The 305-nt window shown below is 70.8% G+C and carries 1 protein-coding gene; it reads right to left on the bottom strand.

Features of this window, described 5'->3' with window-relative positions:
- Positions 1 to 305: electron transfer flavoprotein subunit alpha/FixB family protein (locus C667_RS24105; RefSeq protein WP_004393674.1), on the bottom strand; the 305-nt coding region annotated here is incomplete at both ends.

The following is a 305-nucleotide window of genomic DNA, read 5'->3' as shown; positions in this document are numbered from 1 at the left end:
TCCTTGTTGATCGCCACGATCACCTTGGAGTCCTTCATGCCGGCCAGGTGCTGGATCGCGCCCGAGATGCCGACCGCGATGTAGAGCTGCGGCGCGACGATCTTGCCGGTCTGGCCGACCTGGTAGTCGTTGGGCACGTAGCCGGCGTCCACCGCGGCGCGCGAGGCGCCCAGGGCGGCGCCGAGCTTGTCGGCGAGCGGCTCGAGGAGCTGCTTGAAGTTGTCGCCGCTGGCGAGGCCGCGGCCGCCCGAGACGATGACCTTGGCGGCGCCGAGCTCGGGGCGCGCGCTCTTGACGATCTCGCG

The sequence above is a fragment of the Thauera phenylacetica B4P genome, assembly GCF_000310225.1.
GTDB lineage: Bacteria > Pseudomonadota > Gammaproteobacteria > Burkholderiales > Rhodocyclaceae > Thauera > Thauera phenylacetica.
The sequence above is the reverse complement of the archived record's forward strand: the minus strand, read 5'-3'. Positions and strand labels throughout refer to the sequence as shown.